Origin of the sequence: Mycobacterium sp. SMC-4, assembly GCF_025263265.1 — a bacterium.
Classification (GTDB): domain Bacteria; phylum Actinomycetota; class Actinomycetes; order Mycobacteriales; family Mycobacteriaceae; genus Mycobacterium.
The window spans coordinates 1,809,323-1,833,161 of the sequence record NZ_CP079869.1 but is presented as its reverse complement, the minus strand read 5'-3'; the positions used below and the strand labels follow the sequence as shown (position 1 = coordinate 1,833,161).

General features: G+C 65.9%; 26 protein-coding genes. 9 read left to right on the top strand and 17 right to left on the bottom strand.

Going from position 1 to position 23,839, the window contains the following annotated elements; genetic code table 11:
• From KXD98_RS08860 to KXD98_RS08840, 5 genes are all read right to left on the bottom strand, one after another.
• Positions 1-696 (bottom strand): enoyl-CoA hydratase, encoded by a 696-nt coding sequence (locus KXD98_RS08860; protein WP_260763402.1) that lies wholly within the window; start codon positions 694-696, stop codon positions 1-3.
• Positions 693-1,541: an NUDIX hydrolase gene (locus KXD98_RS08855; protein ID WP_260763400.1), complete on the bottom strand. Its 849-nt coding sequence runs from the start codon at positions 1,539-1,541 to the stop codon at positions 693-695. The genes KXD98_RS08860 and KXD98_RS08855 overlap by 4 nt, the downstream gene beginning before the upstream one ends.
• Before the next feature lie 24 nt (positions 1,542-1,565).
• Positions 1,566-2,420 (bottom strand): ABC transporter ATP-binding protein, encoded by an 855-nt coding sequence (locus tag KXD98_RS08850; RefSeq protein WP_260763398.1) that lies wholly within the window; start codon positions 2,418-2,420, stop codon positions 1,566-1,568.
• A gap of 13 nt (positions 2,421-2,433) precedes the next feature.
• The gene (locus tag KXD98_RS08845; protein ID WP_313901276.1) at positions 2,434-3,099 is read right to left on the bottom strand and encodes a nucleoside/nucleotide kinase family protein; all 666 of its coding nucleotides are present in this window, start codon (positions 3,097-3,099) and stop codon (positions 2,434-2,436) included.
• 80 nt (positions 3,100-3,179) lie between these two features.
• Positions 3,180-3,332, bottom strand: coding sequence for a hypothetical protein (locus tag KXD98_RS08840; protein WP_260763396.1), 153 nt, complete (start codon positions 3,330-3,332; stop codon positions 3,180-3,182).
• Positions 3,333-3,395: 63 nt separating this feature from the next.
• Here KXD98_RS08840 and KXD98_RS08835 point away from each other — a divergent pair, with 63 nt between their 5' ends.
• A complete protein-coding gene (locus tag KXD98_RS08835) occupies positions 3,396-4,844 on the top strand; it encodes a PLP-dependent aminotransferase family protein (RefSeq protein ID WP_260763394.1) in 1,449 nt (482 codons plus the stop codon).
• Positions 4,845-4,852: 8 nt separating this feature from the next.
• Here the strand turns inward: KXD98_RS08835 and serB are convergent, their stop codons facing one another.
• On the bottom strand, positions 4,853-6,115 hold the full coding sequence (gene serB / locus KXD98_RS08830) for a phosphoserine phosphatase SerB (RefSeq protein WP_260763392.1): 1,263 nt from the start codon (positions 6,113-6,115) through the stop codon (positions 4,853-4,855).
• 10 nt (positions 6,116-6,125) lie between these two features.
• Positions 6,126-7,871, bottom strand: a complete 1,746-nt coding sequence (gene ctaD, locus KXD98_RS08825) for a cytochrome c oxidase subunit I (protein ID WP_260765077.1) — start codon at positions 7,869-7,871, stop codon at positions 6,126-6,128.
• 198 nt (positions 7,872-8,069) lie between these two features.
• On the opposite strand from ctaD, the gene KXD98_RS08820 reads away from it, so the two are divergent.
• Together KXD98_RS08820 and KXD98_RS08815 are read left to right on the top strand one after the other, a co-directional pair.
• The gene (locus KXD98_RS08820; protein WP_396882744.1) at positions 8,070-9,206 is read left to right on the top strand and encodes an ABC transporter substrate-binding protein; all 1,137 of its coding nucleotides are present in this window, start codon (positions 8,070-8,072) and stop codon (positions 9,204-9,206) included.
• A gap of 109 nt (positions 9,207-9,315) precedes the next feature.
• Positions 9,316-10,362: an NAD(P)-dependent alcohol dehydrogenase gene (locus tag KXD98_RS08815; protein WP_260763388.1), complete on the top strand. Its 1,047-nt coding sequence runs from the start codon at positions 9,316-9,318 to the stop codon at positions 10,360-10,362.
• A 33-nt stretch (positions 10,363-10,395) separates the two neighbouring features.
• On the opposite strand, the gene KXD98_RS08810 is transcribed toward KXD98_RS08815, so the two are convergent.
• The 4 genes from KXD98_RS08810 to KXD98_RS08795 form a co-directional block, all read right to left on the bottom strand.
• A complete protein-coding gene (locus KXD98_RS08810) occupies positions 10,396-10,725 on the bottom strand; it encodes a hypothetical protein (RefSeq protein WP_260763386.1) in 330 nt (109 codons plus the stop codon).
• 106 nt (positions 10,726-10,831) lie between these two features.
• Positions 10,832-11,794, bottom strand: a complete 963-nt coding sequence (gene nrdF / locus KXD98_RS08805; RefSeq protein WP_396883139.1) for a class 1b ribonucleoside-diphosphate reductase subunit beta — start codon at positions 11,792-11,794, stop codon at positions 10,832-10,834.
• 141 nt (positions 11,795-11,935) lie between these two features.
• Positions 11,936-13,456: an NAD(P)/FAD-dependent oxidoreductase gene (locus KXD98_RS08800; RefSeq protein WP_260763381.1), complete on the bottom strand. Its 1,521-nt coding sequence runs from the start codon at positions 13,454-13,456 to the stop codon at positions 11,936-11,938.
• 41 nt (positions 13,457-13,497) lie between these two features.
• Positions 13,498-14,238, bottom strand: a complete 741-nt coding sequence (locus KXD98_RS08795) for a TetR/AcrR family transcriptional regulator (RefSeq protein WP_260763380.1) — start codon at positions 14,236-14,238, stop codon at positions 13,498-13,500.
• Positions 14,239-14,347: 109 nt separating this feature from the next.
• On the opposite strand from KXD98_RS08795, the gene KXD98_RS08790 reads away from it, so the two are divergent.
• The 3 genes from KXD98_RS08790 to KXD98_RS08780 are packed head-to-tail and all read left to right on the top strand — an operon-like array spanning position 14,348 to position 16,602.
• Positions 14,348-15,529 (top strand): NAD(P)/FAD-dependent oxidoreductase, encoded by a 1,182-nt coding sequence (locus KXD98_RS08790; protein ID WP_260763376.1) that lies wholly within the window; start codon positions 14,348-14,350, stop codon positions 15,527-15,529.
• Between the two features lie 50 nt (positions 15,530-15,579).
• The gene (locus KXD98_RS08785; protein ID WP_260763373.1) at positions 15,580-16,152 is read left to right on the top strand and encodes a hypothetical protein; all 573 of its coding nucleotides are present in this window, start codon (positions 15,580-15,582) and stop codon (positions 16,150-16,152) included.
• Between the two features lie 33 nt (positions 16,153-16,185).
• Positions 16,186-16,602: a VOC family protein gene (locus KXD98_RS08780; protein WP_260763370.1), complete on the top strand. Its 417-nt coding sequence runs from the start codon at positions 16,186-16,188 to the stop codon at positions 16,600-16,602.
• Between the two features lie 38 nt (positions 16,603-16,640).
• Here KXD98_RS08780 and KXD98_RS08775 read toward each other — a convergent pair whose 3' ends face one another.
• Positions 16,641-17,354 (bottom strand): LysR family transcriptional regulator substrate-binding protein, encoded by a 714-nt coding sequence (locus KXD98_RS08775; RefSeq protein ID WP_260763368.1) that lies wholly within the window; start codon positions 17,352-17,354, stop codon positions 16,641-16,643.
• Positions 17,355-17,383: 29 nt separating this feature from the next.
• Here KXD98_RS08775 and KXD98_RS08770 point away from each other — a divergent pair, with 29 nt between their 5' ends.
• On the top strand, positions 17,384-17,770 hold the full coding sequence (locus KXD98_RS08770; RefSeq protein ID WP_260763367.1) for a DUF5997 family protein: 387 nt from the start codon (positions 17,384-17,386) through the stop codon (positions 17,768-17,770).
• Positions 17,771-17,849: 79 nt separating this feature from the next.
• Here KXD98_RS08770 and KXD98_RS08765 read toward each other — a convergent pair whose 3' ends face one another.
• From KXD98_RS08765 to KXD98_RS08745, 5 genes are all read right to left on the bottom strand, one after another.
• Positions 17,850-18,014 carry a hypothetical protein gene (locus KXD98_RS08765; protein WP_260763364.1) on the bottom strand — a complete coding sequence of 55 codons (165 nt, stop codon included), beginning with the start codon at positions 18,012-18,014 and terminating at the stop codon, positions 17,850-17,852.
• 18 nt (positions 18,015-18,032) lie between these two features.
• A complete protein-coding gene (gene nrdE, locus KXD98_RS08760) occupies positions 18,033-20,114 on the bottom strand; it encodes a class 1b ribonucleoside-diphosphate reductase subunit alpha (protein WP_260765076.1) in 2,082 nt (693 codons plus the stop codon).
• Between the two features lie 53 nt (positions 20,115-20,167).
• The gene (gene nrdI / locus KXD98_RS08755) at positions 20,168-20,626 is read right to left on the bottom strand and encodes a class Ib ribonucleoside-diphosphate reductase assembly flavoprotein NrdI (protein WP_260763362.1); all 459 of its coding nucleotides are present in this window, start codon (positions 20,624-20,626) and stop codon (positions 20,168-20,170) included.
• Between the two features lie 42 nt (positions 20,627-20,668).
• Positions 20,669-20,920 (bottom strand): glutaredoxin-like protein NrdH, encoded by a 252-nt coding sequence (gene nrdH / locus KXD98_RS08750; protein ID WP_260763360.1) that lies wholly within the window; start codon positions 20,918-20,920, stop codon positions 20,669-20,671.
• Positions 20,921-21,493: 573 nt separating this feature from the next.
• Entirely contained in the window at positions 21,494-22,036 is a 543-nt protein-coding gene (locus KXD98_RS08745) for an NAD(P)H-dependent oxidoreductase (RefSeq protein ID WP_260763358.1), read from the bottom strand.
• Positions 22,037-22,143: 107 nt separating this feature from the next.
• Between KXD98_RS08745 and KXD98_RS08740 the strand changes: the two genes are divergently transcribed.
• Positions 22,144-22,749 (top strand): helix-turn-helix domain-containing protein, encoded by a 606-nt coding sequence (locus tag KXD98_RS08740; RefSeq protein WP_396883137.1) that lies wholly within the window; start codon positions 22,144-22,146, stop codon positions 22,747-22,749.
• On the top strand, positions 22,746-23,834 hold the full coding sequence (locus KXD98_RS08735) for a DNA polymerase IV (protein ID WP_260763356.1): 1,089 nt from the start codon (positions 22,746-22,748) through the stop codon (positions 23,832-23,834). Before KXD98_RS08740 ends, KXD98_RS08735 begins: the two co-directional genes overlap by 4 nt.
• Positions 23,835-23,839 lie beyond the last annotated feature (5 nt).

Sequence of the window (23,839 nt, the reverse complement as noted above, 5' to 3'; positions counted from 1 at the left end):
CTAACGGGCGCGGTCGAGTCGACCGTCGGCGAGCACGTCATCACTGGTGAAGGCGGCTTTGGCGGCGGCCAGCACCGGGGGCGGATAGTCCAGGAATCGGGCGGCCCAGGCCAGCGCCGCGTCGTAGACCCCGTCCGGGGCCACCAACTCGTCGACCAGCCCGAGTTCGAGCGCTTCGCGCGCGTCGACGAACCGCCCGCTGAACACCAGATCCTTGGCCTTGCTGCGGCCGATGGTCTCGGCCAGCCGCCGGGCGCTGGGGCCGGCCGGAGGCCGTCCGGCCAGAATTTCGGTCGCGCCGAATCTGACGTTGTCACCGCTGACCCGCCAGTCCGTCGCCAGTGCCAGCGTCATCCCAGCGCCCAGCGCGTAGCCGGTGATGGCCGCCACAGTCGGCTTGGACAGCGCGGCGAGAGCATCCAGCGCCTGCGCACACCCCTGCGCGGCCATTTCGGCCTCAGCGGCATTCAAGGTCTGCAGCTCGGCCATGTCGTCGCCGGCACAGAAGATCTCATGCCCGCCGAACACCACGACCGCGGCGATCTCGTCGCGCGTCTCGAGCTCGGCGACCGCCTCAGCGAGCTCGCGGTACACCTGCCGGGTGAGCGCATTGGTAGGCGGACGCGACAACAGCAGCGTCGCCAATCCTTCGGGCACGTCGCCCGCGGCAGGTACGACGTTGACGAACTCAGTCACGCCAGCGGTACCCCGTCGGTGTATCCCTGCGGCGAGCGGCGGTTTCGCGCCTCGTTGTAGCGCTCGCCGTTGAAGAACTCGATCTCCCAGTTGCCGTTGCGCTCCGCCGACAGCGACGGCTCGACCGCGACGATCTGGCGTTCGACGTCGAGAACCTCAGCGACGGTGCGGCCGTTGAGGGCGTCGAGCTGTGTCCACGTCGGAGGTAGCAGGAAACTACGCCCGTCGGCGAAGTCGTCCAGCGCTGCTTGCGGGGTGACCCAGTCAGCCTTGTCTGTCTCGGTGTTGTCGCCGTCGGCGCGCTGCCCCTGGGGCAGGGCTCCGACGAAGAAGTAGGTGTCGTAACGGCGGGTGCGCTCCTCTTTCGGTGTCACCCAGTTGGCCCACGGGCGCAGCAGATCTGCACGCAGCATCAGCTTTTCCGAGCGCAGGAACTCGCCGAACGACAATGACTTGTTCTCCAGTGCCGCGCGCTGCTCGCGGTAGACCGTCGCATCGTCGACCAGCAGGTCGGGGTCGTCGGCAGACCCGGCGAACAGCACCCCGGACTCCTCGAAGGTCTCCCGGGCGGCCGCACAGACCAACGCTTCAGCGAGCTCGACGTCGATGCCGAAGCGGCGTGCCCACCATTGCCGGTCGGGGCCGTGCCAGGCGACGTCGGCGTTGCGGTCGCGGTCATCGACCCCGCCGCCGGGAAAAACCATGACCCCGGCGACGAAGTCCATGGCCGAGTGGCGGCGCATCAGAAACACCTCGAGCCCATCGGCGGATCCGGTGGCCTCGTCACGGATCAACATGACGGTCGCGGCGGGCCGCGGAACGAGCGGAACGAGGGGGTCGGTCATCTCTGCTCCTCTGCAGTCGGGCCGTCAGGCCCGGCGTCGATGGGCCGCGCGGGTGCGGGTGCGGCGCGCGAAGTAGCGCCCGTCGATCACGTCCAGGGAAATGGACTGGCCGAACGCGCTGGACAGGTTCTCGGCGGTCAGCACATCGCTGAGCAGGCCGGCGGCCACGACGGCGCCTTCCGACAGGATCAGGCAGTGCGAGAATCCTGGGGGTATCTCCTCCACGTGGTGGGTCACCAGCACCATGGCCGGCGCGTCGGGGTCGTCGGCCAGATCGCTGAGGCGGGCCACCAGTTCCTCACGCCCACCGAGGTCCAGCCCGGCGGCGGGCTCGTCGAGCAGCAGCAGCTCCGGATCGGTCATCAGCGCGCGGGCGATCATCACCCGTTTGCGCTCTCCTTCGGACAGGGTTCCGTACGTGCGGTCGGCGAGGTGCTCGGCCCCCACGCTCTCAAGCATGTCCAGCGCGCGGTGGTAGTCCAGTTCCTCGTAGCGTTCCCGCCAACGGCCCAGGACCGAGTACCCGGCCGACACCACCAGGTCGCGTACCACCTCGTCGTCGGGGACCCGCTGCGCCAGCGCCGCGCTGCTCAAACCGACACGAGAGCGCAACTCTGACATGTCGACCCGACCCAGTCGCTCGCCAAGCACCCATGCGGTGCCCGACGACGGATGCTCCATCGCCGCGGCGATGCGCAACAACGACGTCTTGCCCGCGCCGTTCGGGCCGACGATGACCCAGCGTTCGTCCAACTCCACCGACCACGTCACGGGACCGACCATGAGCCTGCCGTTACGGCGCAGCGTGACCTTGGCGAAGTCGATCAGCAGGTCGGGATCGGTGGTCTCTGCCTCGTCTTCAGACTCCTCGACTGCCACCTGGCCATCGTAGTCAGGCGGCCAACGCCCAGCCGTGGACGCCGTTGATGACGACGCGGTCGGCTGCGGTCGCGGTGGCCGCCACCTGCTCGGCGTTGCCTTCGTCGACCTTGGCCACCCACGCGCGCGCCTGTTGCGGGGTCTTGCCGAACTCGATGTGTCGCGCGATCAGCCGGTCCAGCCGGGTCTGGTGCTCGGCGGTGACGAACCACACGCCGTCCATCAGCGCGCGCGCCCGTCGCCACGGCAGATCCGCATGCAGCAGATAGTTGCCTTCGGTGACGACCAGCCGGGTCGCCGGCGCGACAGCGATAGCCCCAGCCAGGGGTTGTTCGAGGGCACGGTCGAATCCCGGTGCATAGATGTCCACCTCGAGGTCGTGGCGGACGCGGTCCAGCAGGTGCGCATATCCGTACGGGTCGAAGGTCTCGGGTGCGCCTTTGCGCTCCAACAGACCCAGCCGACGCAACTGCGCATCGGCGAGGTGAAATCCGTCCATCGGCAGGTGGCACACCGTATCGGCTCCCCACACGTCGGCCACCCGCTGACACAGCAGCGTGGCCAGCGTGGATTTGCCCGCCCCGGGCGTTCCCGCGATACCCAGGATCGCGCGTGGGCGGCCACCACACAGCGTCATCGCGTCACCGGCGAGCGCCCTCAGCACATCGGAACCGGCCACTCTCCCACCTTGCTGTCGGCTCATCGGGTTCCATCATCGGCGCTGGGGCACCGCGAATCCACCGAACGAGTGACGCGGTGCTACGCGTGGTCGGGAAAGCGGATGCGGATGGCGTCGAGGTCGGCGCGGGCACGGCGTGCCTGCGGGTCTTCGGTGTCGTAACCGCCGTTCATCGCCGGCAGGTGGTACAGATCAGCCAGCCGGTCAGCCAGCCGGGATATCCAGTTCGCCATGTGGCCATGTTTGTGCTCATGTGGCTTGCCTATCAATAGCCAGTTGGCGAATACTGGCTGCAAATGACTACTGGTGTTTCGTTGCGATCTCTCGAAGTGGACCTGGTGATCCGCGAGCTGGGGAACTGGCGGACGGCCAACCGCACCGGTCCCGCTTACCACGGGCTGGCCGACGCACTGCGACTGCTGATCATCGACGGGCGATTGCCGGTAGGTGCCCGCCTCCCCAGTGAACGCGTGCTGGCCGAGGCGCTGCGAGTGTCGCGCACCACCGTCACCGCCGCATACAACCAGATGCGTGAGGACGGCTACCTCGTTGCGCGCCGCGGTGCCCGCAGCACCGTCGCTCTACCGACCGCGACCGGCGTCCCCGCAGCACAGCCGCCGGCGCCCATCACCGGTCTTGCCGCAGCGGCGCTGGCAGCTCCGGCGTCTGCGGTGCTGACGGCCTATGCCGAGGCCGCCGCCGATGTCGCTCCCTACCTGCACGGGATGGGCCACGAGTTGGTCGGCACGGCACCGCTGCGGGAGGCGGTCGCCGACAGGTACTGCCGGCGCGGCCTGCCCACCGAACCCGACGAGGTCATGGTCACCACCGGAGCCCTGCACGCGATCGGGCTGATCCTGCGGGCCTACATCAAGCCGGGTGATCGCGTGTTGGTCGAACAGCCGACCTATCACGGAGCCCTGTCGGCCATCGCGGCGTCCGGCGCGGCGGCGGTGCCGGTCCCGATGGTCGACGACGGCTGGGATCTGGAGGCGATGTCGGCCGCCGTTGCCCAACTGGCCCCCGATCTGGCCTACCTGATCCCGGACAACCACAATCCCACGGGGCACACCCTGGCCGGAGCGGACCGAAACCGGATGGCGCGCCTGATCGCCGATTCGCGCACCCGCACCATTGTCGACGAGACCATCAGCGACATCTGGCTGGACGAGCCTGTACCTCGCCCGCTGGCCACCGAGCTGAGCCCACATCGCCGTGACCTCGTGCTCACCGTCGGCTCGATGTCGAAATCATTCTGGGGAGGGCTGCGCGTGGGATGGATCCGCGCCGAGCGCAGCGTCATCGCCACCCTGGCGGCGATCCGACCGACCGTGGACATGGGCACGGCCATCCTCGAACAACTCACGGCGGCAAAGCTCTTGGCGATGGCCGAGGACGTTCTCCCGGAGCGACGGCAGATGCTGCGCGCCCGCCGGGAGTTCCTGCGTCGATTGCTGGCAGAGCGGCTGCCCGACTGGCAGCCCGGTTCAGGTGCCGGTGGTCTGTCGATGTGGGTGCGCTTGCCGGCACCGATGAGCACGGCACTGTCGGCGGCCGCCTCCCGGATCGGTCTGGAATTGCCGGCCGGGCCGCGCTTCGGTGTCGACGGAACGCTGGAACGGTTCGTGCGGGTGCCGTATGCACTGCCCGACGACCAACTCGACGAAGCCGTCGCGCTGCTGGCCACTGCGTGGCACAACGTCACCGGTGCAGCGTCCCCGGAGCCGGTCACCGTCGTGGTGTGACCCGACGGTCAGTCAGGGATCTCCACCCGCCGCACCATGCCGTCGATCGCGTCGGCAGCTTCGATCTCTCCGCGGGTCACCCCGAGGACGAACAGCACGGTATCCAGGTAGGGATGGCTCAGTGAGGCGTCAGCCACCTCACGCAGGGCCGGTTTGGCGTTGAACGCGACCCCTAGCCCCGCCGCGGACAGCATGTCGATGTCGTTGGCACCGTCGCCCACCGCCACCGTCTGCTCCATCGGGACACCGGCCTGCTGCGCGAAGTCCCGCAGCGCCTTGGCCTTTCCGGGCCGGTCGACCACCTCGCCGATGACGCGACCGGTCAGCTTGCCGTCGACGATCTCGAGTTCGTTGGCGGCCACGAAATCCATCATGAGCTCGTGCGCCAACGGCTCGATGACCTGGCGGAATCCACCCGAGACGATCCCGCAGTGATAACCCAGCCGGCGCAGCGTTCGCAGCGTCGTGCGCGCCCCCGGCGTCAGCTCGATCTGTTCGGCCACCCGGTCGAGCACGTCGGCCGGCAGGCCCGCCAACGTGGCGACCCGGCGATGCAGCGACTCGGCGAAGTCGAGTTCGCCGCGCATGGCGGCCTCGGTGACTTCGGCGACAGCGGCTTCGGCGCCGGCATGCGCAGCCAGCATCTCGATGACCTCACCCTGGATCAGCGTCGAGTCCACGTCGAACACGATGAGACGCTTGGCCCGCCGGGACAGGCTGTAGTCCTCGATGGCGATGTCGACGCTCTGCTCGACGGCCACCCGCGCGAGCACTCGTTGCAGCTCGCCGAATCCTCCGGGCGGAACCGACACCCGCAGCTCCAGCCCGGTCACCGGGTAGTCGGACACGCCGCGGATGACGTCGATGTTCACACCCAGTGCTGCGGCCTCCCGCGCCACGACCCCGAACGCTCCCGCGGTGATCGGTCGACCCAGTACGACGATGGTGTGCGTCGAGGGATCCTGCATCACCGGTAGGCCGTCGCTGCCCTCGATGCTGACCTCCAGGCCCACCCCGTGAATGGCGGCGGTCAACTCGTCGCGCAACACCGGACCCGCGGCAATCTCCGCCGGGACAGCAACGAGCACACCGAGCGTGAGCCGTCCGCGAATGACCACCTGTTCGACATTGAGCAGGTCGACGCGGTGCCGCGACAACACCTCGAACAGCGCCGAAGTGACGCCGGGCTGGTCCCGGCCGGTCACCGTGATCAGCAGCGATGACCGGTTGCGCGCCGAGGTGCGGTCAGCCGACGCGTCGGATTCACTCACCGTCGATGGGTCAGGTACGGACGTTCTCTTCGTCGAGCCGCGTCACGTCGCCGTCCTCGGGTCCGTGGGCGCGACCGACGTGAGCTTCTGCGCGCATCCGCTCGATCATGTGCGGGTAGTGCAGCTCGAAGGCCGGACGTTCCGAACGGATGCGGGGCAGCTCGGTGAAGTTGTGGCGCGGGGGTGGGCAACTTGTCGCCCACTCCAGCGAGTTGCCGTAACCCCACGGATCGTCGACGGTCACCGGTTCGCCGTACCGCCAGCTCTTGAAGATGTTCCAGACGAACGGCAGCGTCGACAGACCCAGGATGAACGCCCCGATGGTGGAGACGATGTTCAGCGTGGTGAACCCGTCGGTGTCCAGGTAGTCGGCGTAGCGGCGCGGCATGCCCTCATCGCCCAGCCAGTGCTGCACCAGGAAGGTCACGTGGAAGCCGATGAACGTCAACCAGAAATGCAGCTTGCCCAACCGCTCGTCGAGCATCCGGCCGGTCATCTTCGGGAACCAGAAGTAGATCCCGGCGTAGGTCGCGAACACGATGGTGCCGAACAGCACGTAGTGGAAGTGCGCGATGACGAAGTAGCTGTCGGTGACGTGGAAGTCCAGCGGCGGGCTGGCCAGCAGCACACCCGACAGACCGCCGAGCAGGAAGGTCGCCAGGAAGCCGATCGAGAACAACATCGGTGTCTCGAACGTCAACTGGCCCTTCCACATCGTGCCTATCCAGTTGAAGAACTTGATCCCGGTGGGCACCGCGATCAGGAACGTCATGAAGGAGAAGAACGGCAGCAGCACTGCACCGGTGGCGTACATGTGGTGCGCCCACACCGCCACCGACAACGCCGCGATACCCAGCGTCGCGTAGATCAACGTGGTGTAACCGAAGATCGGTTTTCGGGAGAACACCGGGAAGATCTCACTGACGATGCCGAAGAACGGCAACGCGATGATGTACACCTCGGGGTGGCCGAAGAACCAGAAGAGGTGCTGCCAGAGCAGCACACCGCCGTTCGCCGGGTCGTAGACGTGCGCGCCGAGGTGGCGGTCGGCGGCCAGACCGAACAACGCCGCGGTCAGGATCGGGAAGGCGATCAGCACCAGGATCGAGGTCACCAGGATGTTCCAGGTGAAGATCGGCATCCGGAACATCGTCATGCCGGGCGCACGCATGCACACCACGGTGGTGATCATGTTGACCCCGCCGAGGATGGTGCCCAGACCACCGACGGCCAGGCCCATGATCCACAGGTCTCCGCCCGCACCGGGTGAGTGCACCGCATCGGACAGCGGCGCATAAGCGGTCCAGCCGAAGTCCGCCGCACCGCCGGGGGTGATGAAACCGCCCAGTGCGATCAGCGCACCGAACAGGAACAGCCAGAACGACAGTGCGTTCATGCGCGGGAACGCCACGTCCGGGGCGCCGATCTGCAACGGCAGCACCAGGTTCGCGAAACCGAACACGATCGGCGTGGCGTAGAACAGCAACATCACCGTGCCGTGCATGGTGAACAGCTGGTTGTACTGCTCGTTGGACAGGAACTGCAGACCCGGCATCGCGAGTTCGGTGCGGATGAACAGCGCCATCAGCCCACCGATGAAGAAGAAGATGAAGCAGGCGACGCAGTACATGATGCCGATCAACTTGTGATCGGTCGTCGTGATCACCTTGTAGATCAGATTGCCCTTGGGGCCGAGTCGGGCCGGGAACGGACGCCGAGCCTCGAGTTCACCGATTGGGGGCGCTTCGGCTACCAACAGGTCCTCCAACCTTTCGCGTGCCCCGACTTCCCGGAGCACTCCGCCGGGCGTCCCGGCACTCCTGCATCGCCTTGAATCCTAACCGCTGTTTCCCCGCGCGCAGTGGGTGGTCCTACAAACGGTCGTACTCAGCCTACTGCGAGCCGGTCGATACGACCTGACCTGCCGCTACAGCCAGGTGTTACGGTCGGCGACGTGCTGGGGACCAGATCGCGAACGGGCGGGATATTACCCCGCGCGGCAGTACTGGCCACCGCTGCTGCGGTGGTTCTCGGCGGTTGCGGTTCCGGTGACGGTTCGATGACGACCCCGACCGGCGAGTCGGTGATCACCAGCACCACCCGCATTGCCGATGCCGGAGTTCTCGGCAACGACCGGCGCCCCGACGAGTCGTGTGCGGCCGAGCCCGCCCCGCTCGACGACGGACCCCCCGACCGCGAGGTGGGCAACGCGGCAGCCCACGGCGTCCGGCCGCCGGTGCCCGAGACGACCACGGTGCGCGCCGATCCGCAACGCATCGCCGTGCTCTCCGGAGATCAACTCGACGCGCTGTGCGCGCTGGGGCTGCAGTCGCGCATCGTCGTGGCGGCGCTGCCCGACGGGTCTGACGATCAACCGGCGTATCTGGGCACTGTCATCCACGAGGTGGCCCCGGCAGGACACCGGAACCAGCCCGACATCGCAGCGATCCGCGACGCCGCGCCCGATCTGATCCTCGGCTCGGTGACGCTGACCGCCGGCCAGTTCCCGGAGCTCGCCGAGATCGCACCCACCGTGCTGGCCGGGCCACCCGGTGCGGGCTGGAAGGACAACTTGCGCACGGTCGGTGCGGCTGTCGGCCGGCTGGAGGCCGCCAACCGCATCGTCGAGGATTTCGACCGGGCGGCCGCCCAGACCGGGATCGACAACGACGCCACCCACTTCCAGGCATCGGTGGTCCAGTTCACCGATACCACGCTGCGCATCTTCGGAACCGACAACTTCCCCGGCACGGTGCTCGCCGATGTGGGGGTGGATCGCCCCGCGACGCAACGGTTCACTGACAAGCCGTTCGTCGAAGTCGGGATCTCCGATGCTGATCTGGACAGCGGTTCGGACCTCTCCGCTGCCGACGGCGACATCGTGTACGTGTCGTTCGCCACAGCGGAAGCCAAAGACCGGGCAGCCGAGGTGATGCGCGGCGACGCGTGGAAGCGGTTGTCCGCCAACCGCGATGGCCGCGTATTCGCGGTCAACAACGCGATTTGGCAGGGCGAGGACGGCGGTGGCGGCGTCGTGGCGGCCCGCGGCATTCTGGCCGATCTGCGCATGCTCAACGCCCCGATCAACTGATGTGACCTTCGGCATTAGTGGACTAAAGCCTGCCGCGATCGGGTTGTCCCATAGTTGAACCGTCGCGCGGAGCCGCCGCGAGGGCACAGACGACGAACAGGGATGACAATTGCGCACCGTTTCCGCTTATGCGGCCACCTCGGCCACTGACCCTCTGACCCCCACCACCATCAGCCGTCGTGAGATCGGGACTCATGACGTGGCGTTCAACATTCACTTCGCCGGCATCTGCCACTCCGACATCCACACCGTGCGCGGCGAGTGGGGCGCGCCGACCTACCCGCTGGTTCCCGGCCACGAGATCGCCGGCGTCGTCACCGAGGTGGGCTCGGAGGTCACCATGCACAAGGTCGGCGACCGCGTCGGTGTCGGCTGTTTCGTCGACTCGTGCCGGGAGTGCGCGCAGTGCCTCGCCGGTGAGGAGCAGTACTGCGACAACCCGGGCATGGTCGGCACCTACAACTCGGTGGGCCGCGACGGTCAGCCGACCCAGGGCGGATACAGCGGCGCGATCGTGGTCGACGAGAATTACGTGCTGAGCATCCCGGACACCATTCCGCTCGACAAGGCCGCGCCGTTGCTGTGCGCCGGGATCACGACATACTCCCCGCTGCGGCACTGGGAAGCAGGCCCGGGTAAGCGGGTCGCGGTGATCGGCCTGGGCGGGCTGGGCCACATCGCGGTCAAACTGGCCGTCGCGATGGGCGCCGAGGTGACGGTGCTGAGCCAGTCGCTGAAGAAGATGGAGGACGGGCTGCGTCTGGGCGCCGGCGACTATCGGGCGACCAGCGACCCCGACACGTTCAAGGATCTGCGGGGGCGCTTCGACCTGATCCTCAACACGGTTTCGGCCAACCTCGATCTTCAGAGCTACCTCAAGATGCTCAAGCTCGACGGCACGCTCGTGGAGCTCGGCATGCCGGAGCATCCGATGTCTGTGCCCGCCGGGGCGTTGATCTTCGGCCGCCGCCGGATCGCGGGCTCGCTGATCGGTGGCATCGCCGAGACCCAGCAGATGCTCGACTTCTGCGCCGAGCATGACGCAACACCCGAAATCGAGGTCATCACACCGGATTACATCAATGAGGCCTACGCGCGGGTGCTGAGCAGTGACGTGCGGTACCGGTTCGTCATCGACACATCCTCGCTGCGGTAGCTCTACGCGCGGCCGGGATGGCGACGGCGGGGCTCATCCCTCGCCACCGAGCTCGGATTGGTCGCGCTCGTTCTCGGCGGTGTCCTGAGCCACCATCGACTCGTCGAGCCACGTCTGAACATCGCCGCCGAGACGGTCCGCGGACAGCTCAGCGAAGTCAAGGGCCTGGACGGCCATTGCGGCCAGGACCTTCAGGGCGCGTCCTTCGTGGTGGATCTCCGCCATCAATGCACTGAGCGCCTCGTTGTCACCGGCATGCAACGCCGACAAGTAGCGGCGAGCGTCGGCGAACTCTTGATCGACGTGGGCCAGCTTGCGGCGAAAATCGTCGGGCGACGGCGGGTCGACGGGCGTGTCGGTCATGCGTCCTCTTCCGGTGGCAGGCCGATCCCATTCTTCGGGTCGGCCTGTTCCGTTGGCTGCCTTTCGGCGCTTTTGCTTGTCCCGCCGGCCGGCAGCCGCGCCAGCCTCAGAAGTTCCAGTCCTCGTCTTCGGTGTTGACCGCCTTGCCGATCACGTAGCTCGAACCCGAACCGGAGAAGAAGTCGTGGTTCTCGTCGGCGTTCGGCGACAACGCGGACAGGATGGCCGGGTTGACATCGGTTTCGTCGCGTGGGAACAGCGCTTCGTAGCCGAGGTTCATCAACGCCTTGTTGGCGTTGTAGCGCAGGAACTTCTTGACGTCCTCGGTCAACCCGACACCGTCGTAGAGGTCCTGGGTGTATTCGACCTCGTTGTCGTAGAGCTCGAACAACAACTCGTAGGTGTAGTCCTTGAGTTCGGTCTGCTTGGCGGTGTCCTCCAACGCCAAGCCGCGCTGGTATTTGTAGCCGATGTAGTAGCCGTGCACGGCCTCGTCGCGGATGATCAGTCGGATCATGTCGGCGGTGTTGGTGAGCTTGGCGCGGCTGCTCCAATACATCGGCAGGTAGAAGCCCGAGTAGAACAGGAAGCTCTCCAGCAGGGTCGAGGCGACCTTGCGCTTCAGCGGCTCGTCGCCCTTGTAGTACTGCATCACGATGGAGGCCTTGCGCTGCAGGTTGGGGTTCTCCTCCGACCAGCGGAACGCGTCGTCGATCTCGGCCGTCGAGCACAGCGTGGAGAAGATGTTGCTGTAGCTCTTGGCGTGCACCGACTCCATGAACGCGATGTTGGTCAGCACCGCTTCCTCGTGCGGGGTCACCGCGTCGGGAATCAGACTGACCGCGCCAACCGTGCCCTGGATGGTGTCCAGCAGCGTCAGGCCGGTGAACACCCGCATCGTGAGTTGCTTCTCGTGCTCGTTGAGGGTGTTCCAGGACTGGATGTCGTTGGACACCGGCACCTTCTCCGGCAGCCAGAAGTTGCCGGTGAGCCGGTGCCAGACCTCGGCGTCTTTGTCGTCCTGCAGGCGGTTCCAGTTGATGGCCGAGACACGGTCGATCAGTTTCATGCCATCACTCACGAGAACCCCATTTCACCTGGCTTTTTGTGCGGCGCCGCGGAATCGCCGGCGATGACCACAACACTACAACTGGTGTCCGACATCTCCGCGCAGTACGAGATGTTGTGTGTGGCGTGTCGCGGGCGCGGCTCACACCAGGGTGTACTCCGAGGGGTCGAAGCGCCGGGTCGCCAGCCAGTACTGCCACGTCATGCCGCTCCACAGGGTGCGGTTGACACCGTGCTCGTCGAGATACCAGCTGCGGCATCCGCCGGTGCTCCACACCGTGCCGCCGAGCTGTCGCTGCAACTCGGCGTTGTAGCGATCCTGCGCGGCGCGGGTCGGTGTGACGGTCGCAGCGCCGACGCGATCCGCCGCCGCCATCGCCTGGGCGGCATAGCGGATCTGACTTTCGATCATGAACACCACCGAGTTGTGGCCCAAAGCGGTGTTCGGACCGAGCAGGAAGAACAGGTTCGGCATACCCGCGACGGTGATGCCGCGCAGCGCCGCGATACCTTCCCGGTTCCACCGGTCGACCAGGTCCTCTCCCCCGGGCCCTTTGATGTGGACGTAGGTGTAGGAGTCGGTGACGTGGAAACCGGTCGCGAAGACCACCACGTCGGCGGCTCGTTCGATGGTGCGGCCGTCCTCGTCGGCGGTGACGATCCCGCCCGCGCTGAATCGGGAGATGCGGTCGGTGATCACCTCGGTCGTGGGGTCGGCGATGCCGCGATAGTAGGTATCGGAATTCAGGATGCGTTTGCAGCCGGCGCGGTAATCGGGGGTGAGCTTGCGTCGTAGCTCTGGATCCTGCACCGAACGCCGGATGTTCCATTTCCCGGCCAGCTCCCCGAGTTTGAGCAGCTTGGGCTGACGTGTCATCGCGAACCCGACGGCTTCGTGTAGCCAGTAGATGCCCGCACGCATCGCGGCACGGGTCCCGGGCACATTGGCGAACAGCTGCTGCATGCGCTGCGGGATGGGGTTGTTGGGCCGGGGCATCACCCATGCCGGGGTGCGCTGGTAGAGCTGCAGTTCGGCGACGTCTGCCACGATCTCCGGGACGATCTGAATGGCACTGGCACCGGTGCCGATCACCGCGACACGTTTGCCGGTCAGGTCGACCTCGTGATCCCACTGCGCGGAGTGAAACGCCGTGTTGCCCGCGGCGAGGTAGTCGTCGAGGCCGTCGAATTCCGGGATGAGGGGAATGTGTAGCCCGCCGGCACCCGACACCACGAACTGTGCGACGAATTCGCGGCCGTCTTTGGTGAAGACGTACCAGCGCTGTTCGTCGTCGTCCCACTGCGCACGATCGACGTGGGCATCGAAGCAGATGTAGCGGCGCAGGCCGTACTTCTCGGTGACGCCGAGCAGGTAATCCTGAATCTCGGGTTGAAAGGACCACATGTGGGTCCAGTCGGGCTTGGGTTCGAAGGAGAACGAGTACATGTGCGACGGGATGTCACACGCGCATCCCGGATAGGTGTTGTCGCGCCACGTGCCGCCGATTTCGCCAGCCTTCTCCAGGATCAGGAAATCGGTCCCGCGCCGCTGCAGTTCGATCGCCATACCCAGACCAGAGAAGCCCGACCCGATGATCAGGGTTCGGGTGTGCACCGGCAGCGACTCCTGGGCGCCACGTTCGGCCTGATCGGCGGCTGTCATCTTCCCGACTGTACCTGGGAACGCTGGTACCGCGAACCCCCTCAGGCCACCTCTTCGGAGCGCCTGACACCTTCGTGCAGCGGCAGGTCGGGGTCGATCCGGATTCCCAGGACCTCGCACGTCCCGTTGATCGAGCCGACCATGATGGTGGTCAGGTAGTCGACGAACTTCTCTGACGGCAGGCGGCGCGGGCTCTCGGGCTCCGAACCCAGCCACCAGTCGGTGGCCGAGGCGGCAGCGCCGAATGTGGCGAAGCCGGCCAGCTCGAACGCTGCGTAGTCCAGTTCCATGTCGCTGAGCTCGTTGTTGAACATGTCGGCCATCGCCAGCGTGATGCCGCGGCCTTCGTTGACCGCGCGCAGCGCCGACTCGCTCTGCTCGGCGAAGCGGCCCTGCATGAGAAATCGCACGACGTTGGGATGCGCGTCGACCAACCGAACGTACTGTTCGACGGCGCGGTACACCACCGCGCGGGCGGGGTCGGTCGAGATGTCTATCGAGGGGAAGATCGCCGACCACAGCATGTCTCGCATGCGCTGCCCGATCGCCTGGAACAGATCGGACTTGTCGGTGAAGTGTCGGTAGATCTTGGGTTTGGCGGTGCCGGCCTCCTCGGCGATCTCGCGCAGCGAGACGTCGGGGCCGTGCTGGTCGATGGCGCGGAATGCGGCGTCGACGATCTCGGAGCGCACCTTTTTACGGTGTTCGCGCCAGCGTTCGCTGCGGGCATCGACCTTGGCACCCGGTTCGTCAGCGGAGCGTTTCCTCGACCCTCGTCGCACCCGGCTCACTGTACCCGCTTCACCGCCGCTGACCTGCCAAGACCGTATCCGACCCGGATGCCCGAGTTTGGGTACTATCGCTGCGACAGCCGCTCGACGAGAGAGTTCTATGACGCAGCGATACGACCTGGTCATCGCAGGTGGAGGACCGTCAGGTTCGGCCGCCGCGTGGCAGGCCGCGCAGACCGGCGCCAAGGTGCTGGTGTGTGACAAGGCACAGTTCCCCCGCGACAAGCCCTGCGGGGACGGGTTGACCGCCCGTGCGGTCAGCTATCTGCAGAAGATGGGGCTGGCCGACGAGGTCGCCACCTACCACCGGGTCAACCGGGTGACGGTGTTCAGCCCGAGCCGCTGGGAACTGTCTTTCCCGAAGCGCCCCGGCATGCCCGACCACGGCCACACGGTCAGCCGCACGCACCTCGACACGGTGTTGCTCAAGCACGCCGAGTCCGCCGGAGCCGAGATCCGGCAGGGCGCCGAGGTCGCCGGACCGGAGCTCGACGCCAGCGGCCGGGTGGTCGGTGTGGTGCTCAAGGGCGGCGAGAAGGTGCTGGGCGATGCGGTGATCGCCGCCGACGGCGCCTACTCACCGATCAAGCGTGCGTTGAAGATCGACTCGAAGTACAACGGCTATCAGGCGATCGCGATTCGCTCAGAGATGCCGGCCAACCGGCCGGATTCGGACTCGCTGGACATCTATCTCAAACTGCTGTTTCAGGGCGATCAGTTGCCCGGCTATGGCTGGGTGTTCCCGATGGGCCACGGCATGTTCAACATCGGGCTGGGCTATGTGAACAGTTACAAGAACTGGCAGTCGATCAATGCCACCCAGTTCCTCGGCGATTTCCTGCGCACTCTGCCACCGGAGTGGGAACTGCCCCCGATCGAGGAGCTCAAGAAGAACAAGAGTGTGCGCGCATGGCGACTGCCGATGGGTTTCACCGCCTGGCCGCCGTGGCGTCCCGGGGTGCTGTTCACCGGCGACTCGCTGGGTGCGGGCAAGCCGGCGTCAGGCGCCGGGATCTCCAAGGCCCTCGAATCCGGTCTGGCCGCAGGGGAATGCGCGATCGCGGCACTGACCAACGGCGGTCCCGACGACTTCACCAACTACGCGCAACGCATGGAAGCCGCGTGGGGCCGGGAGTACAAGCGTGGCCGCTACATGCACAAGCTGATCGGTCAGCCCAGACTCGCCGCCGCCGGGGTGAAGCTGATCGACAACGCCGCGTTCCGGGACCGGATGCTCAAGGCTCTTTACAAGAAGGCTCAGGGTCCGCAGCACAGCTTCTAAAAGCATCGGTATGAAACCCGGCTTCAGCGCCGAGATGCCGTGAGGCCGATGTGAATCCGCACGGCCACGGCACACCACTCGGCACCGAAGCCGCCCGGCGGTTGGCTACGCTGGGTTCGATCCGCATCGAACCGGGGCTATCCGACGACGAAATCGCCTGCGCGGAAGTTGAACTCGGGTTCAGCTTCGCCGAGGACCACCGAGCGCTGCTGGCATCCGGGTTGCCGGTCGGCACGGGCTGGCCGAACTGGCGGACCCCCGACGGACGCAGGAGCGCGCTCAGACACCTGCGATCTCCGGTCGAGGGCATCCTGTTCGCCGTGGAGTGGACGAGTTTCTGGGATGACCGATGGGGTCGGCGTCCGGCCCAGATGAAACACGCGTTGCGCAGTGCCGCCTACCACCTGGCGCGCGTCCCGCAGATGGTGCCGGTGCATGCGCACTGCTATCTGCCCGCCGGCCACGGCTCATCGGGCCATCCCGTGCTGTCGATCTACCAGGCGGCGATCAGCATCGCCGGCGCCGAGCTGCGTGACTATGTCGAGTGCGGGATACTCGGTGCGACACCCGCCCCAGAGCCCGCCGTGTCGACCGTCGATTTCTGGTCAGACCACGTCCGCTGAGCCGTGTCGGGGGTGCCGCGTAGCCTCCCGGGCATGGAACAGCGCATCAGCTTGATCACCCTCGGAGTCGCCGACCTGGCGCGTGCCCGCCGGTTCTACGAGCAGGGCCTCGGCTGGGAGCCCAAAGATGCGCCCGAGGGTGTGGTGTTCTATCAGTTGCCCGGTATCGCGTTGGCGTTGTTCGGGCGCGATGAACTCGCCGAAGATGCTCGCCATCCGGTCGACGGCACATTCAGCGGCATCACCATCGCCATCAATCAGCGCACCGAGGCCGACGTGGATTCTGTTCTGACTCAGGCGCAGTCAGCCGGGGCGCAGATTCTCAAGCCGGCCGAGAGGGTGTTCTGGGGCGGCTACTCCGGCTACTTCGCCGACCCGGATGGCCACGTCTGGGAGGTCGCGTTCAACCCGCAGTGGACCATCAACGCCGACGGCACGTTGACCATGTGAGGCGGTGCCGGCTGATCGCGTCGCAGTGCGGACCGGCCTCAGCGTCGTCCGCGTTTGGCGGCGCCCGGCTTGCGGGAGTCCTTACCCGCGGCGACGCGCGCCGCCTGCTTGGCGAGGGTTTTCTCCCGTGCGGTACGTTTCGGCGCCGGCTCCGATTGTCCGCGCGACGAACCCGGTCTGCGGCCGCGCACGATCCCGATGAACTCCTCGACCATTGCCGATTGGGGTCCGTCGGGGACCGCCAGGGCCACCGGGCAGGCCGGCGCGTCGATGATGGGTCGGTATGTGAGGTCTTTACGATGATGCAGCCGTGCCAGCGACTGCGGGACGATGAGTACGCCGGTCCCGGCCGCGACGAGTTCGATGGCGCCGGCTGTGGTTTCGGGCCTGTGCTCGATCTCGGCGCCGGGTGCACCGTCCCAGATGACGACGTCGTCGAGCGGCACCAGCGTCGGTTCGCCGTCAAGGTCGGCGGCGCTGAGCGCGTCGGCGGCAGCGAGGAAGTGGTCGGCGGGAATCACCACCACGGTCGTCTCTGTGTAGAGCGGGATGACGGCCAGCGCGGACGTGTCGGTGGGCAACCGGAGCAACGACACGTCGGTCGAGCCGGTGCGCACCGCGTCGGCCGCGTCGGCCGCGGCGACAGCGTGTAAGTGCAGCGGTGTCTCCGGATGGCGCTGAGCCCAGTTGCGAGCCCACTTCGCGGGCGTCACACCGGGGACGTAGCCGACGGTGAGGCACGGCGAGGTCACAGCTTCAGGCTACCGATACGCTTGAGCCCATGAGCAGGCCGAACGCGCAATCCATGAAGCCCGCCACTGCGGCGAAGAAGTTGGACGTGTACCTGCCCGCGACACCCGCGGAGTTCCAGGCCAATCCGATCACCCGGTCCGAACTCGAAGCGCTGCAGGCCGACCCGCCGCAGTGGCTGCGAGACCTGCGACACAACGGCCCGCACCCGAAAAACCTGGTGGCGGCCAAGTTGGGCGTGTCGATCGCCGGTCTCGCGCGAGGCGGGGTCACCGAGGCGCTCACCACCGAACAGATCAACGCCCTGCTCGAGGACAAGCCGGACTGGTTGGTTGCCGAACGGGAGAGCTACCAGAACGTGCTGCGCGAGGAGCGACGGCTGAAGGGATTGCGGGCCGAGCAGGCTCGCGGCGACTAAAGTCGAGCGTGGGGGTTATGTCCGCAAATGCGCTTCCCCGCGTGCATATCCCCCACGGTCGCGGCGCGCGGTCAGGCAACTACCGATTGAACAGATCGCTCACGCGATCGAAGAACCGGTCGATACGCTCCTCCAGTCGTGTGCCTTCAACGCGCTTCTCCCACAAGTGGATTGAAGCGAACAGCGCGACAACGATTCCGAGTACCAGAGCAGCGATGAGGATCGCCTGAACTGTCGTCGACACTTCTTCACCGGGAAGCCGTCACAGCATGCAGCTGACGCAGCCCTCCACCTCGGTACCCTCCAACGCCATCTGCCGCAGCCGGATGTAGTACAGCGTCTTGATTCCCTTGCGCCACGCGTAGATCTGCGCCTTGTTCACATCACGGGTGGTGGCGGTGTCCTTGAAGAACAGCGTCAGGCTCAGCCCCTGATCCACGTGCTGAGTGGCCGCGGCGTAGGTGTCGATGATCTTCTCGTAGCCGATCTCATACGCGTCCTGGTAGTACTCCAGGTTGTCGTTGGTCAGATATGGCGCCGGATAGTAGACGCGGCCGATCTTGCCTTCCTTGCGGATCTCGATCTTGCTCGCCACCGGGTGGATCGAACTGGTGGAGTTGTTGATGTAGGAGATCGACCCGGTCGGCGGCACCGCCTGCAGGTTCTGGTTGTAGATGCCGTGCTCCTGCACCGACGCCTTGAGGCGATTCCAGTCCTCCTGGGTCGGGATGCGGATGCCGGCATCGGCGAAGAGCCGGCGAACCCGATCTGTCTTGGGTTCCCACACCTGCTCGGTGTACTTGTCGAAGAACTCCCCCGACTTGTACTTGGACTTCTCGAATCCACCGAACGCCGTACCTCGTTCGATCGCAATGCGATTGGAGGCCCGCAGCGCGTGATAGAGCACGGTGTAGAAGTAGATGTTGGTGAAGTCCACACCCTCTTCGGAGCCGTACATGATCCGCTCGCGAGCCAGGTAGCCGTGCAGGTTCATCTGCCCGAGGCCGATGGCGTGCGACTCGTTGTTGCCCTGCTCGATCGACGGCACCGAGGTGATGTGGGTTTGATCGCTGACAGCGGTCAGCGCCCGGATCGACACCTCGATGGTCTGCGCGAAATCCGGCGAGTCCATTGCCTTGGCGATGTTCAGCGAACCGAGGTTGCAGGAGATGTCCTTGCCGATCTTCTTGTAGGACAGGTCATCGTTGAACTCCGATGGCGTGGAGACCTGCAGGATCTCCGAGCACAGGTTGGAGTGGGTGATCTTGCCATCGATGGGGTTGGCTCGGTTGACCGTATCCTCGTACATGATGTACGGGTATCCGGACTCGAACTGCAGCTCGGCCAGGGTCTGGAAGAACTCGCGCGCTTTGATCTTGGTCTTGCGGATCCGGCTGTCGTCGACCATCTCGTAGTACTTCTCGGTCACCGAGATGTCGGCGAACGGCACCCCGTAGACGCGCTCGACGTCATACGGCGAGAACAGGTACATGTCCTCGTTCTTCTTGGCCAACTCGAAGGTGATGTCCGGGATCACCACCCCCAGGCTGAGGGTCTTGATCCGGATCTTCTCGTCGGCGTTCTCCCGCTTGGTGTCCAGGAAGCGGTAGATGTCGGGATGGTGGGCGTGCAGGTACACCGCACCCGCCCCCTGCCGGGCCCCGAGCTGGTTGGCATAGGAGAACGAGTCCTCGAGTAGCTTCATGATCGGGATGACGCCCGAGCTCTGGTTCTCGATGTTCTTGATCGGTGCGCCGTGCTCACGAATGTTGGTCAGCAGCAATGCCACCCCGCCTCCGCGCTTGGACAGCTGCAACGCCGAGTTGATGGAGCGACCGATCGATTCCATGTTGTCCTCGATGCGCAGCAGAAAGCAGCTGACCGGTTCGCCGCGCTGCTTCTTGCCCGAGTTGAGGAATGTCGGGGTGGCCGGCTGGAAACGACCGTCGATGATTTCGTCGACGAGCTTCTCGGCCAGTGTGTTGTCCCCCGCGGCCAGCGTCAGAGCAACCATGACGACGCGATCCTCGAACCGCTCGAGGTAACGCTTCCCGTCGAATGTCTTGAGCGTGTAGGACGTGTAGTACTTGAACGCACCGAGGAAGGTCGGGAACCGGAACTTCTTGGCGTAGGCCCGATCGAGCAGTGTCTTGACGAAGTTGCGCGAGTACTGGTCGAGCACCTCACGCTCGTAGTACTCCTTCTCGATCAGGTAGTCGAGTTTCTCGTCCTGGCTGTGGAAGAAGACGGTGTTCTGGTTGACGTGCTGCAGGAAGTACTCACGCGCAGCCAGCACATCCTTGTCGAACTGAATCTTGCCGTCGGCGTCGTACAGATTCAGCATCGCGTTCAGCGCGTGGTAATCGGTCTCCCCGGGGAGCGCGTGGGTGCCTGTGGTTACAGGTTCTGCAGCTGTGACGGTTGGTGACACGTCTGTTCCTTCCGGGCGTCGGCCCAAAAATCGGTCAGGCCCTGGCGTACGGCGAAGACGTCGTCCGTGGTGCCCATCAATTCGAAGCGGTACAGAAACGGGACGCCGCACTTGCGGGAGATGACGACCCCCGCGTACCCGAACTCGGCGCCGAAATTGGTGTTGCCCGCGGCGATGACGCCGCGGATCAACGACCGGTTGTGTTCGTTGTTGAGGAAGGCGATCACCTGCTTGGGGACATAACCCCCGCGGTCAGGATCAGGACCGTTGGCGTGCCCGCCACCGTAGGTGGGGACGACGAGTACATACGGCTCGTCGACCAGGATCCGTTCCTTCAGCGGGATCCGGACGGCAGGAATTTCGAGCTTCTGTACAAAACGATGGGTGTTCTCCGACACGCTGGAGAAGTAGACGAGGTTGCTCACGTCGTCTCCTCTCGGTCGGGTTGGTTGGTGGAGCTACGTGATCTACGCGGTGACTGCGGCGGCGCCGGCCAGCGCTTTGATCCGGTCCGGACGGAAGCCCGACCAGTGCTCGTTGCCGACCACCACGACCGGAGCCTGCAGATAGCCCAGAGCCATCACGTAGTCACGCGCCTCGTGGTCGACCGAGATGTCGACGACCTCGTAGGCGATGCCCTGCTTGTCGAGCGCCTTGTACGTGGCGTTGCACTGAACGCAGGCCGGTTTCGTGTACACGGTGACGGTGGGCTGTGTCATCTGCGATCGGCTCCTGTCGTGAGGCTGTCTTGGAGGGCTGAGAGGGACGAGCTGGCAACATCTCAGTTACTGCATTCCGCTGAAGTTCAGCGACCCGGGAACCGTGAGAATTCCGCGCCGTCCGGACCGCGTACCGGTCTGCCGGGAGGCCGGCTCTGCCGGGTTCTTCAGGTCCGTCCGGACTCCATATCTTGGGGGTCCTTCGGTGGTCGAAACACTACACCTAGTGTCCGACATTGCGAAGAGATACCAGATGTTCTGAATGACATTTTTGAAATTCCCAGGTCGTAAGCCTTTCACGGTGACGCGCCCCGGCGTGTCGCACGTCACAATCGACCGTGTCGTCGGGCTGCTGTCAGGTGTATCAGCCCGCACCGACAGATCAGCTCCGCCGCGGCGTCGGCGCGCCCCGCATCAGCAAACCGCGCTTCGTCGGGGCAGCACAGTCAGCAAAGTCCCACAGAGCCGCGATTCGACCTCGCAGCGCGGCGCGGCACCCGACCGCAACCGAACACCGGCGCCGGCCGCAACGATCTGCGTGACGGCCGACGCCGGTGGGACACAATCGGACGGTCAACCGATCTCGCTGATGAGCTTGCCGATGACATCCTTCAACTGGTCGACGACCTCGGCCGTCTCACGAGGATGCTTGTCGTCGAGCGTCGGAGTATGGATCGACAACGCCACGTCCTCGAGCACCCGGGGGCCGGCGATGCCGAACGACTTGCGAGTTTCGTCGTGGGCCCACTGGCCGCCATAGCGTCCGAGCGCGGCGCCCACGACAGCGAGCGGCTTGTCCTTGAGTGCGCTGTCACCCCATGGCCGTGACAGCCAGTCGATCGCATTCTTGAGCACACCGGGGATGCTGCCGTTGTACTCCGGAGTGATGACCAGCGCACCTCCGGCCCGCGCTGCAGCCTCGCGCAGCGCCGCCACCGGTTCGGCGACCGCGTCGTTGTCGAGGTCTTCGTTGTAGAACGGCAGTTCAGCCAGCCGATCGAACCACTCGAAGGTGGTTCCGGCCGGCGCGTACTCGACGGCGAGTTCGGCGAGTTGGCGGTTGACCGATGCTGCGCGCAGGCTGCCCACCAGGACCAGTACGGAGTTGTCCGGCATTTCGATGTCCCTTCGTCTGAGTCGATCTTCGCCCATCCTAACCGGACTACAGTCCGATTTATTCCCGCTGAGTTAAAGTGACCAAGGTGAGTGCGTCCGAGCATCCGCTGCTGGAGCCGGTGCCGGTGGCCGGCAAGAATCTGATCGCCGCTCCGGTCGAGCGTGGCGACGCCGCGCGAAATCGGGGTCTGCTGCTGGACGCGGCCCGGCGTCTGATCGCCGAGCGGGGCGCCGACGCGGTGACCACCGACGAGATCGTGGCCGCTGCCGGGGTGGGCAAGGGCACGCTGTTTCGCAGGTTCGGCAGCCGGGCCGGATTGATGAACGTGCTGCTCGACGAGAACGAGAAGGCCCACCAGCACGCGCTGCTGTTCGGACCGCCCCCGCTGGGCCCCGGCGCCCCGGCATTGGAGCGCCTCTTGGCCTACGGGCGCGAGCGGCTGGCCTTCGTCGACGCGCACTACGCGCTGCTCGCCGACGTCGGTCGTGACCCGCTGATGCGGTTCAACGCACCGATGGCCCTGCACCACAGTCACGTCCGCGTGCTGTTGCGCGCCGCCGGAACCACCGGCGATCTCGACGCCCAGGCCGCGGCACTGCTGGCGCTGCTCGATGCCGGCTACGTCCGCTACCAGACCACCGAACGCGGCCGCACCCTGGCCGACCTCGGCGATGCGTGGGAATCGGTGGCACGCAAGCTGTGTGGGACATGACCCAGGACTGCGACGGCTGGATCCTGCACGTCGACCTCGACCAGTTCCTGGCAGCCGTCGAAGTGCGGCGGAACCCGGATCTTGCCGGGCGCCCGGTGATCGTCGGAGGCAACGGCGACCCGACCGAACCGCGTAAGGTCGTCGCCTGCGCCTCTTACGAGGCCCGCGCGTACGGCGTCCGGGCAGGCATGCCATTGCGCACCGCGGCCCGCCGGTGCCACGAAGCCGTCTTTCTCGCATCCGACTCCGCAGCCTATGACGCCGCATCCGAGCAGGTGATGACACTGCTTCGGGATTTCGGACACCCCGTGGAGGTCTGGGGCTGGGACGAGGCCTACCTCGGCGCGCAGGTACCGACACTGCACGAGGCCGTCGATCTCGCCCAGCGCCTTCGCACGGTGATCGGCGCGCAGACCGCGCTGTCCTGCTCTGTGGGTATCAGTGACAACAAGCAACGGGCCAAAGTCGCCACCGGTTTCGCCAAACCGGCCGGCATCCACGTGCTCACCGATGAGAACTGGATGACGACGATGGGCGACCGGCCCGTCGACGAGCTCTGGGGAGTCGGCCCGAAAACCGCGAAGAAGCTTGCCGCAATGGGCATCAGCACGGTCGCGCAATTGGCCGACACCGACGCCGGGGTGCTCACCGCCGCGTTCGGTCCGACGACCGGGCTGTGGATCTTGTTGCTGGCCAAGGGGGGTGGCGACAGCACCGTCAGTGCGCAGCCGTGGGTGGCACGGTCGCGCAGCCACGTCGTCACCTTTGCCGAGGACTTGACGGACCCGCACGAGATGGCAGAGGCAGTCGCCGACCTGGCGCGCCGCACCTTGGCCGAGGTCGTCGAACAGCGCCGCACCGTCACCCGCGTCGCGGTCACCGTTCGCACCAAGACCTTCTACACCCGAACCAAGATTCGCAAACTTGCCACCCCCGGTACCGACGCCGACGTCGTGGTGGCCACCGCCGTCGAACTGCTGGGCATGTTCGCGTTGGACCGACCGGTGCGGTTATTGGGTGTGCGCCTGGAGCTGGCGATGAACGAATCCGGCAGTGAGCGCGTCGGAGTCGGTGTCGGCCGTTAACGTCA

What these genes read in the sequence shown, in the direction of transcription:
- KXD98_RS08835 (WP_260763394.1), top strand. Translation starts at nt 3,396, where the DNA reads ATGACTACTGGTGTTTCGTTGCGATCTCTCGAAGTGGACCTGGTGATC.
- KXD98_RS08790 (WP_260763376.1), top strand. Translation starts at nt 14,348, where the DNA reads ATGACGCAGCGATACGACCTGGTCATCGCAGGTGGAGGACCGTCAGGT.
- KXD98_RS08840 (WP_260763396.1), bottom strand. Translation starts at nt 3,332, where the DNA reads ATGGCGAACTGGATATCCCGGCTGGCTGACCGGCTGGCTGATCTGTAC.
- KXD98_RS08800 (WP_260763381.1), bottom strand. Translation starts at nt 13,456, where the DNA reads ATGACAGCCGCCGATCAGGCCGAACGTGGCGCCCAGGAGTCGCTGCCG.
- KXD98_RS08745 (WP_260763358.1), bottom strand. Translation starts at nt 22,036, where the DNA reads ATGCCGGACAACTCCGTACTGGTCCTGGTGGGCAGCCTGCGCGCAGCA.
- KXD98_RS08770 (WP_260763367.1), top strand. Translation starts at nt 17,384, where the DNA reads ATGAGCAGGCCGAACGCGCAATCCATGAAGCCCGCCACTGCGGCGAAG.
- KXD98_RS08735 (WP_260763356.1), top strand. Translation starts at nt 22,746, where the DNA reads ATGACCCAGGACTGCGACGGCTGGATCCTGCACGTCGACCTCGACCAG.
- KXD98_RS08810 (WP_260763386.1), bottom strand. Translation starts at nt 10,725, where the DNA reads ATGACCGACACGCCCGTCGACCCGCCGTCGCCCGACGATTTTCGCCGC.
- nrdE (WP_260765076.1), bottom strand. Translation starts at nt 20,114, where the DNA reads ATGCTGAATCTGTACGACGCCGACGGCAAGATTCAGTTCGACAAGGAT.
- KXD98_RS08780 (WP_260763370.1), top strand. Translation starts at nt 16,186, where the DNA reads ATGGAACAGCGCATCAGCTTGATCACCCTCGGAGTCGCCGACCTGGCG.
- nrdH (WP_260763360.1), bottom strand. Translation starts at nt 20,920, where the DNA reads ATGACACAGCCCACCGTCACCGTGTACACGAAACCGGCCTGCGTTCAG.
- KXD98_RS08855 (WP_260763400.1), bottom strand. Translation starts at nt 1,541, where the DNA reads ATGACCGACCCCCTCGTTCCGCTCGTTCCGCGGCCCGCCGCGACCGTC.
- nrdF (WP_396883139.1), bottom strand. Translation starts at nt 11,794, where the DNA reads ATGAAACTGATCGACCGTGTCTCGGCCATCAACTGGAACCGCCTGCAG.